Here is a 9,876-nt window from a genome sequence, read left to right on the forward strand (position 1 = left end):
GATATTTTGAGATGGCAATAATGGTGAAAAAAACTAATTTTCTGAAAATTTGAAGTTAATAACCACTTTATGTTACAATACCAATCGTTACGTTAATAATTAAAATATATGTAAATTGATATAAGAAAGGAATATTGAACGGATGGATTTAGAACATAAGACGAGTTGGCGTTACCTATTAGGGTGGACATTTATCTTACTAATGGTGGCGAGCGCCACCTATTTGCATGACGTGGAAGTTATTTTGCCGGAGATTGGGGCCCTGACAGCGGGGACTTGGATCTATCGCAAGGCGGACTGGACACGGCAACCCAGTAAATTATTCTTGGCGCCATCAGGAACGGCGGTCATCGGCTTCTTGGTCAACCGCCTGCCAGCGGATTATCCAATCAAAGTTTTGATTGGCGTGCTATTGATGTTGCTACTATTGAAAGGGTTGAGATCCAACTTGGCGCCAGCCTTTGCAACTGGACTATTACCCATCATCATTAACGCCACCCACTGGTCATTCATTGTCGCAATTTTCTTTTGGACGCTGAGCCTAATGGTCGGTGTTCGATTGCAGCAACGACAACCAGCAATGCATTCGGCACCGGCCACCGCTAATTGGTGGCAAATGCTGGGCTTTAGTTGTCTCGTGCTCCTCTGGGTCAGTATCGTGTGGTTCGTAGGCCAGCCGCAGATGGCTGCGATTCCGCCGGTCATTGTGGTTTTCTTCGAGGCAACCCAGCAACCAGATTATTCGGTGAAACTCGCCGTTAAACAATGGGCCGCATTGACTGCCGCAGCGACGATTGGCGTTGGCGTGCACTTGCTGGTCGCTTCGTGGCTACTGACGACGGTATTGACCATGCCGTTAGTGTACTTGTTATTGTTAGGCTTACGGCTTAAATTGCCAGCTGCCTACGCGTTTCCGCTGTTAGCGCTAGTGTTGCCAGCAGAGATGTTCGACAAGTTGCCGTTGTCGGCGGCACTGGCTGCGGCCTTCTTCTTAGGCGCGCTCCTAGCGTACCAGCGCGTGTTGGACTGGGTACGTGCGGCGGTTACTGAAAATTAGTAGAAAGATCTCTGAAAAAGGTAATCAGAAGCTTGGCGGTTTCATGAAAAATCAGGACGCTATGAACTTTATTCGATGATTACGCGTACAACGGGTCAGGGGTTTAGGGGCAGCTTAGTCCTGGCTCAAACCGACTCTAGACGCGGTTAGTTCGTCCGATAAATGAATTAAGCGAGTAATCAAGCAAAACGAGTACAGTGATGGTGCTCTATGAACAACGAGCTTTCCGCCATAAAAAGATTAATTCGCCATTAAACCCCTGAGTTATAAGTAATAACAAAAAAACAAGCTTTCAGAATTCATAAAATTCTGAAAGCTTGTTTTAAGCTACATTAAGCATTTTTATTGATACGGTTGTCCGCATACATGTACTTCCGCGTCATTGGTAAGTTCCGTGATGAAGCACCCTTAGTAACGAGATACTGCATAACGTCGATGTTACCAGATTGGAAGGAAGCGGCGCAGGCTTGGAGATAGAGGTCCCACATCCGCGTGAAGCGTACGCCCATCTTTTCTTCGATTGCGGCACGTTTGGCATTGAAGTTTTCGTCCCAGATTTCAGTGGTCCGTTGGTAATGCCGCCGTAACGTTTCAACATCAGCGACTTGTAGGCCGGCTTCAACGATGTGTTGGAGGTTTTCGGTCATCCCGGGAACGTAGCCACCTGGGAAGATGTACTTGTCTAACCAACCGTTAGTCGCACCACCTTGTTGCCGGGTAATCCCGTGCAGTAAAGCGACACCGTTGTCTTTAAGGTAGTGGTTAACGCGTTCGAAGTACACTGCTAAGTTGTCCTTACCAACGTGTTCAAACATGCCGACACTGGTGATGTAATCAAAGGTCTCATCGCCTAGTTCACGGTAATCTTGTAACCGCACTTCGGCAACATCGCTCAAGCCTTCATCTTGGATGCGCTTGGCAACTAAGTTATATTGTTCTTGGGAAAGGGTGACACCAACGACTTTTAGGCCATATTCCTTCGCAGCCGTTAACATCAAGGTTCCCCAACCACAACCGATATCAAGTAGCGTCTTGCCAGGTTGTGGGTTGAGCTTTTGGATGATGTGGTGCACTTTATGAATCTGTGCTTCTTCCAACGTATCCGTATCGTGCTTGAAGTAAGCACAGGAATAGGTCATGGTTGGGTCAAGCCACATCTTATAGAAGTCGTTACCAACGTCATAATGGCTCTGAATATCCTGTTGGCTCTTCTTTTCAGAGTGCGATTGTTTTGGCATGAACCGCTTGAATTTGGAATTGTTGAAAAAGCTTTCTGCCGATTCGTAGGCGGATTCAATTAATTTCTGAATACTGCCGTCAATTTCAATTTTGCCATCCATGTAGGCTTCACCGAGTGCGATGGACGCATTCTTAGTGATGTCGCGCATTGGAATGGCTTCTTTAAATGTCACTGTTACTTCTGGTGTGCCTTCACCATAAGTTTCACTACTACCATCCCAGTAGTTCACTGTGACGGGGATATTGAATGAGTGACTCAAAAGGGTGTGGTAAAAAGTTTTCTCTAACATTGCAATAAGGATCCTTTCTTCGTAAAATACATTAATTATTATACGCCTATGAAAATGGTTTTGTAAGCACAACGAATCGCGAGGTTGTTTGCAAACATGGTATAATAAATTAATTGGAAAATCAGCTAATGGGGGTGTCGTGATGAAGAGATGGATGTGGATCGTGTTTGCGGTAATTATCGCCGTGGGGGTCGGTAGTTACTCTTACACACGTTATCGGTTGCAAGAAGAATCCTATGCTGATGAGATGCGGACGGGTGAACGGGCGCTGAAAAATCACGATTATTCGTTGGCTGAGACGAGTTTTACGCACGCTTCGCGGACACGGGCTAGCAATGCGACGGCTCAGCGCTATTTGACCCAGATCCAGACTTACGTGGATGGCACGCAGGCGATGAACAACCGGAAGTTTAGCGCGGCCAAACAAGACTTCACGACCGTTAAGACGACTAAGCACGGGGCAACGACGCTGATTCAGCAAGCTCGCGAACAGTTGACTTTATTGCAGAAGATTCAGGATAAACGCAAGACGTATCAACAACAGTATCAGCAGGCCTTAACGCTGAACAAGGCGAATGAGTTTACTGACTCGAACGTTGTAATTGCGACCTTATTAAAAGACAAAACGTTCAAGCAGCGGTATTATCAGGATATTCGCAAGAACGTGCTGACGCTCCGCAAACAAAACAACGCTTCACTTAAGACGTTGACGGGATCAGTGCCAGCTTTGCCAAACACAGCCCAATCGATTGCTGGGACGAGCGGCGCACAATCATCACCGTCTCAAAATAGGCAGACTAAGCAGAACTCTCAGGCTAACTCAAGCTCGTCGTTAACCACGGCATCTGTGGCTAATGGGGCTTCGGGTACAACTAGTCCGAGTGCCAGTTCTAGTAGCAATCAGATTCAAGCGACCCGGGCGGAATTGAATGAACAGGGTGTGGATGCTAGTCAGTATAGTGATGCTGAGATTCAGGCCATTATTCAACGCGTAGCGGCACAACACTTGTCCTTAGCCCAGGCGGTCAAAACACTGAATCAGTCGTCGGACCAGATCCAGGCAACCCGTGATGAGTTATCACAAGCTGGTTTTGATGCCAGTCAGTACACGGATGCCCAGATTGAAGCGATTCTTCAGCAGGCGAGTTCGCAGCATATGTCGATCGCACAAGCGGCAAAGTCGTTGCAGTGATATAAGCAAAATAATAGCGGTATGGAAGCTCAATTAACAATCATCGATAAAACACCTACTTTTAGGTGTGAATCGGTGATTTTTTTATAAAAACTGTTATAGAATGTAGGAGTAAGGACGGAGTGTTTCCGTTCATTACGGTTTGTTTTACGGGGGCGGTCATTTTATATCGGTATTGACCTTTTTTTAACGTATATATGTCAAAATAGGTATAAAAATGACTATTTTGTGTACTATTTTTGTTTGATGCTATAGAATATTAACAGATTAGGGGGTTAAGGTGCCCGTTGACCAGTGGATTAATGGCAGGCCCAATCAGCGTGATTTGGCAAAGTAATCCGGATGTCAACGGTGGACATCGAGATTCAGTATGATTATTAATAAACATGTGATGCGCAGTACGAATGAGAAGCAAGTTCTGCAGCAGGTTATTAACGAAGGACCAATCAGCCGGAGCCAAATTTCACGGAATCTGAGTTTGAATAAGGTAACGGTATCAGACATTTATAACCAATTACTTCGCACCCAGTTCATTAAGGAGATTGGTTGCGGGGTCAGCACGAAGAACGGTGGCCGTAAGCCGGTAATGGCCGAGTTGAACGTCAACTACGGCTTTGTGGCAAGTATTGATATGTCGGCCGACGCCATCAAATTGATGTATTCCCGTTTAAACGGGAAAATCCTGCACTTCCAAAGCTTCAAGACCAGCGATATGACGTTAACGGATGTCATCGACCTGATTGAAGATCAATTACGGAATGTTGACGACTACGGCACGATTCATGGCTTAATGGGGGTTGCAATCGCGCTGGATGGCATTATCTATGAAAATAAGATTTTAAAGACGCCAATCAAGGGCCTGACCCACTTTGATTTAGCGAAGTACTTGCGGGATAAATTACGGATCCCAGTGGTACTGGAAAAGAAAGCTAACTTAACGGCCGTATTTGAACGGGACTTTCACGACAACGAAATCTTTGACAACGTGGTCTCCGTCGTTGTTCGTGACCAAATTCATGCTGGTATCGTGGCTGACTCACGGCTTTACTCTGGACATGAGGGTGAAGCTGGTGAAGTTGGGACCGCGCTATTAGAGGACCGGCGTGTCGAGAATCATATGGCTTCCTACAATGACTATGCGTCCGAAAAAGCATTATGGGCACGGCTCAAGGAAATCAAACAGGTGGACCGACTCGATTTGACGACGGTCAAGCATGATTATATCAATCATAATAAAGAAGTGACGGCAGTCTTCGATGACTTCGTTTACTACCTGTCCAAGGTGATTGCCAACGTTTCTACCGCCTTTGCGCCGGACGTGGTCGTCCTAAATACGACGGTCTTGGAGATCTTGCCACAACTATTGACGGATATTCGTGATAACACGGCGAAGTTGACGTCACCAAGTCGGCAGGTGCCAATCATTGCGACGAAGAATGTGCAATCCGCAGCGCTATTGGGTGGCGCGTCGGTCATCATTCATCAAGCGTTAGGTTTGGAAAGCTTAAAAATGCAGTTCTCATGAGTAATCAAGTGTCCATTTAAACGAACGCGTGAAGTTTATCAAGTGATTAGTGATAAACTTTACGCGTTTTTTATCGGAACGTTACAGCCTTTTGATGTTTATTAGGGCCGCTTTCCGTTAAAATGGACGTATGGGATAGCAGAGGGGTGGATTTTGTGGAATTTTGGTCGCAACTAATTCGAAATGTGCGTTGGCGGCGTGCGTTCGTATTAGCGCTGATTGTGTTAACACTGTACTTAGCTTCAAGTATGATGAGTATCATACTATTAACGTTTATCTTTACTTTTTTGGTGACGCGACTCGTTCGGGCCATTCGGCGATGGGTCAAACTACCGCCGACGCTGATCGTGATCGTCATCTATGCGCTCGTGATATTGGGGATTTATTTTGCGGTATCGATCTATTTGCCGCAATTGATCAAGCAGACTTTTTTGACCTTTGAATCGGTCTACCGCTTCTATCAGAATCCGTCACATGACACGAACCAATTGTTGACGTGGGTGACGTCGTATTTCCAAGAATCTGACTTACTTAAACAACTGAAGGGTGGGATCTCAGTTGTTTTCCAGTACATTTCCAATATCGGTAACATGGGATTGACGTTCTTCCTGTCCTTTATTCTGAGCTTCTTCTTTACAATTGAGGATCACCAGATGCGGGTCTTTACAAAGCGTTTTTTGACGAGCACGTTTGGCTGGTTCTTCCAGGATGTCTATTTCTTCGCCAAAAAGTTCGTGAACAGCTTTGGCGTCGTCTTGGAAGCACAGTTCCTGATTGCCATCGTGAATACGGTGATTACCGTGGCGTTCATGGCAATCTTGAAAATACCGCAACTGATTAGTTTAGGCTTGATGATTTTTATTCTCAGCCTGATTCCGGTCGCTGGTGTGATTATCTCAGTCGTCCCACTGAGCCTGATTGCCTATTCAGTCGGCGGTTTACGCTACGTTGTCTACATGTTACTGATGATTCTCGTGGTGCACGCGCTGGAAGCCTACGTGTTGAATCCGAAGTTCATGTCGAGTCGGACGGAATTGCCGATTTTTTACACGTTCGTCGTCTTACTGGTGAGTGAACGCTTATTCGGGGTCTGGGGACTGATCGTCGGTGTGCCGATTTTTAACTTTATTTTAGATATTATCGGTGTGAAACCGGTTCATCGACCGCGCCCCAATATTAATCTGAAAAAAGCGATTACTTTCCACCCGGATTCTGAAAATAAGCACTGATATTGTTTTGATTTTTCGCTTTTTCAGTGTAAAATAGGGTGAGTAAATAACTTAAGAAAGAGGTCATTAACTGCTATGGCAAAATTAGTATTGATTCGTCACGGTCAAAGTGAATGGAACTTATCTAACCAATTTACTGGTTGGGTTGACGTTGATTTAAGCGAAAAGGGTGTTGAAGAAGCTAAGGCTGCTGGTCAAAAAGTTAAAGAAGCAGGCTTACAATTCGATTACGCCTTCACTTCAGTTTTGACTCGTGCCATCAAGACTTTGCACTATGTTCTTGAAGAATCCGACCAACTTTGGATTCCTGAAACCAAGACTTGGCGTTTAAACGAACGTCATTATGGTGCATTACAAGGATTGAACAAGAAGGAAACCGCTGAAAAATACGGTGATGACCAAGTTCATATCTGGCGTCGTTCATACGATGTTTTACCTCCATTATTGAGTGCCGATGATGAAGGTTCAGCTGTTAACGATCGTCGTTACGCTGACTTAGACCCTAACATCGTCCCTGGTGGTGAAAACTTGAAGGTTACCTTGGAACGCGTTATGCCGTTTTGGGAAGACCAAATCGCACCTAAGTTATTAGATGGCAAGAATGTAATCATTGCTGCCCACGGTAACTCATTACGTGCCTTAAGCAAGTATATCGAACAAATCAGTGATGATGATATAATGAACCTTGAAATGGCTACTGGTGAACCAGTTGTCTATGACTTTGATGAAAAGTTAAAGGTTCTTGGCAAGGAAAAGTTAGGCAAATAATTTAAATAGTTATTTACTGATTTTGGAGCACTCCGCTGTCTCAGGGGAGTGCTTTTTTGGGCGCTGAGGTCGGATAACGTGTGATGGGGTTGGCAGCAAATGGACGCTGATTGCTGAATTGAAAAATGAGACTGGGCTTTCATAATTGTTTTCAAATTGCCGTGTTATGATGGATGTGGCAACTGGAACATTGGCGTCAAGTGCCAGACTGTTTTACGATTTATTAGATCAACGATGTCCGTTAGACTTTGGTGGCTAGGATAACACGGTTAGGCACAAATAGCTTTATTAGCCAAGGACAGATGAATTGTGGATGAGTCCAAGAATTAAACATTTGAATACGAATTCGGTACAACAAATAAGAATAATTGTTAATAACACCGCCTATTTGTGGGTAAGTTAAGCATTATCTGGGGATAAGCGGTGAAAAAGATGAAAATTGTGGTTAATTAAATTATCCACAGTGCATAACTTTTACGGCATAGAAGTTATCAACAAGTTTGTTAGTAAAGAAGAGAAATTGATTGCGGGGTTAAGTGGAAAAATGAGTGAAGCAACAAGTGAAGTAACACAACGTGAAATGGTTCGGATTGTCAGTCAGTTCCGGAAGCAAGGGTTCAAAGGAAACTATCTGAGTTTTCAACATGTCGCTGACGAAGGCGCATCGTACTTCGTTGTGATGGGCGATGAAAATAACGGTAATCAAGGATTGTTTAAGATCGACTTGTTGACTGGTAAAATTGCGTTTCAGTACATGTTGGATGAAGACCATGTTGTAAGTAAATAGTGATTCATTGAGGGACGGAGCAGCTCCACGGGAGACGCCGTCCCTTTTTTTGTACGCGGGTTTTGAGGATGAAAATTGTAAAGATTGGAATGGTACTAAATGCCATAAAACCGGCCATGTCTGGTGTCATTTCAAAAAGTTGATATCTTAATTAAATAGGGCGAGAAACAAACATTGGTTTCTCGTCCTAGCTACTTATTCAATATAAAATTAATTTTGAGCGGCTTGTTGTCCAGCTAAACGCCCAAATGTTTGTGCGTGACTAGCGGCAAGACCAGGAACACGATCTGGATAACTACCAAAGAAGAAGCCACCACTATCGTTACCAGCAGCGTAAAGATGTGGGATAGCGTGGTATTGATTATCCATGACTTCCATTTGTTTGTTGATTCTTAGACCATCGAATGTGCAGAGAATTCGGCCTCCAAGAATACAGCCATAGTAAGGTTTCTTGTTAACGGAGGTTAAACGATAAGCTTCTTTACCGAAGTCCTTGTCAATATTATCATCAACTAGTTCATTGTTACGTTTAACAGATGCTTCAACATTGGCAACGGGGAGTTGAAGATGTTGTGCAAGTTCTTCAATTGTATCAGCTTTGACAACGAGCCCTTTATCAACGTATTGTTGAGTATCTTCACGTAGCTTTTCAGCACTTGCCATGTATCCAGGAAAACCAACTCGTGCACACCCCACCATGTGGAATTGCTTAGCATATTCGTCGAAGTTGTCATCCCAAATCATGGCGTATAGGTAGCCTGGTTGTTTACTAGCGGCATTGACAATAAATTGATAAGGAACAGATTCGTTAGCAAAGCGTTGTCCCCGCATATTTAGTTTTAGCAAAGGATGGCTCCCTAACCATAACCAGTCTTTATAGGTCGCTGTTTGAACATACATGTCATCCGTTTTAGTACCGATTGGAACTAAGCCTCGGTCAAAAATACATTCGGCGGGCTCCTCGTCTTTGATTGCTCCGATATTTAGTGCTGAGGTAATTCCGGCACCGTTACTACGAGGGCTGTCATTATAAACGTTTTTCTTTAGGGCGAGGGGATTCCATTCTTTTAGTAATTGTTTATTAGCAGAGTACCCTCCTGTACATAAAATGACTCCTTTCGAAGCATTAATCTGAATGTATTCTCCGTTAGATAAATCCTTGACGATTGCACCAGAGACTTGATCATTAATTGTTAACAGTTTAATCAATGCAGTTTTAAAGCGTAAATTTACACCCATTGATTCAACTTTTTCTTGGAACCATTGTCCGTATGACGCAAACGTTTTATCGTCGATAGTTGGATCGTTTTCAGTTGGAAATCCGGTGTATGCGGAGCTAGTGACCATTGCATCGGGCTCTGAACGTAAATGAGCACCGTGTGGCTTTAAGATATTATCTTCGACCCAGTTAACGGCCTCAGCGCTATGATTGGCCCAGTGATAAATTAATCCTTCATCAACATTGTGTTGCGCAAAGGATGCCAGGTATTCGACGAGGTCATATTTGTTGATTGTTAAGCCGGCACGCTTTTGTGCGTTAGTTCCGACACCACCTAAGCCAAGACGTAGTAGGTTAATGCTGTCTTCTTTTTCAATAACGGTTACTTGGGCTTGCTTTTCGGCTGCAGCAGCTGCGGCCATCATACCGGCATTTCCTGCACCAATTACTAAAACTTCTGTACTTACAGTTCTTTTAATATCAATGTCATTAACCTCATAATGATCAACATTTTGTAAATTAAGCATTTTATAGCCTCCGTATTGTGAATGACTTGTTTATTTTTATACA

The 9,876-nt window shown here is 44.0% G+C and carries 8 protein-coding genes; 6 read left to right on the top strand and 2 right to left on the bottom strand.

Annotated features, from left to right (window positions below; all coding sequences use genetic code 11):
* Positions 1 to 142 precede the first annotated feature (142 nt).
* Positions 143 to 1,057, top strand: coding sequence for a hypothetical protein (locus KGF70_RS15560; protein ID WP_216769489.1), 915 nt, complete (start codon positions 143 to 145; stop codon positions 1,055 to 1,057).
* A 332-nt stretch (positions 1,058 to 1,389) separates the two neighbouring features.
* Here KGF70_RS15560 and KGF70_RS15565 read toward each other — a convergent pair whose 3' ends face one another.
* Complete coding sequence (locus KGF70_RS15565; RefSeq protein ID WP_216769488.1) at positions 1,390 to 2,586, bottom strand: cyclopropane-fatty-acyl-phospholipid synthase family protein; 1,197 nt, start codon at positions 2,584 to 2,586, stop codon at positions 1,390 to 1,392.
* A gap of 142 nt (positions 2,587 to 2,728) precedes the next feature.
* Here KGF70_RS15565 and KGF70_RS15570 point away from each other — a divergent pair, with 142 nt between their 5' ends.
* From KGF70_RS15570 to KGF70_RS15590, 5 genes are all read left to right on the top strand, one after another.
* Complete coding sequence (locus tag KGF70_RS15570; protein ID WP_216769487.1) at positions 2,729 to 3,778, top strand: cell surface protein; 1,050 nt, start codon at positions 2,729 to 2,731, stop codon at positions 3,776 to 3,778.
* Between the two features lie 370 nt (positions 3,779 to 4,148).
* Positions 4,149 to 5,303, top strand: a complete 1,155-nt coding sequence (locus tag KGF70_RS15575; RefSeq protein WP_050339835.1) for an ROK family protein — start codon at positions 4,149 to 4,151, stop codon at positions 5,301 to 5,303.
* A 155-nt stretch (positions 5,304 to 5,458) separates the two neighbouring features.
* Entirely contained in the window at positions 5,459 to 6,532 is a 1,074-nt protein-coding gene (locus tag KGF70_RS15580; protein WP_216769486.1) for an AI-2E family transporter, read from the top strand.
* Positions 6,533 to 6,607: 75 nt separating this feature from the next.
* Entirely contained in the window at positions 6,608 to 7,300 is a 693-nt protein-coding gene (locus KGF70_RS15585; protein WP_003639808.1) for a 2,3-diphosphoglycerate-dependent phosphoglycerate mutase, read from the top strand.
* 544 nt (positions 7,301 to 7,844) lie between these two features.
* Positions 7,845 to 8,087, top strand: a complete 243-nt coding sequence (locus KGF70_RS15590; protein ID WP_216769485.1) for a hypothetical protein — start codon at positions 7,845 to 7,847, stop codon at positions 8,085 to 8,087.
* Between the two features lie 210 nt (positions 8,088 to 8,297).
* Here KGF70_RS15590 and KGF70_RS15595 read toward each other — a convergent pair whose 3' ends face one another.
* A complete protein-coding gene (locus KGF70_RS15595) occupies positions 8,298 to 9,833 on the bottom strand; it encodes an FAD-dependent oxidoreductase (RefSeq protein WP_216769484.1) in 1,536 nt (511 codons plus the stop codon).
* Positions 9,834 to 9,876: the final 43 nt, after the last annotated feature.

Source organism: Lactiplantibacillus sp. 7.2.4 (assembly GCF_018991185.1).
Taxonomy (GTDB): Bacteria; Bacillota; Bacilli; order Lactobacillales; family Lactobacillaceae; genus Lactiplantibacillus; species Lactiplantibacillus pentosus.

Bases quoted from the DNA above. Each gene is read 5' to 3' on its own strand.
- KGF70_RS15560 (WP_216769489.1), top strand. From the start codon at position 143: ATGGATTTAGAACATAAGACGAGTTGGCGTTACCTATTAGGGTGGACA.
- KGF70_RS15565 (WP_216769488.1), bottom strand. From the start codon at position 2,586: ATGTTAGAGAAAACTTTTTACCACACCCTTTTGAGTCACTCATTCAAT.
- KGF70_RS15570 (WP_216769487.1), top strand. From the start codon at position 2,729: ATGAAGAGATGGATGTGGATCGTGTTTGCGGTAATTATCGCCGTGGGG.
- KGF70_RS15575 (WP_050339835.1), top strand. From the start codon at position 4,149: ATGATTATTAATAAACATGTGATGCGCAGTACGAATGAGAAGCAAGTT.
- KGF70_RS15585 (WP_003639808.1), top strand. From the start codon at position 6,608: ATGGCAAAATTAGTATTGATTCGTCACGGTCAAAGTGAATGGAACTTA.
- KGF70_RS15590 (WP_216769485.1), top strand. From the start codon at position 7,845: ATGAGTGAAGCAACAAGTGAAGTAACACAACGTGAAATGGTTCGGATT.
- KGF70_RS15595 (WP_216769484.1), bottom strand. From the start codon at position 9,833: ATGCTTAATTTACAAAATGTTGATCATTATGAGGTTAATGACATTGAT.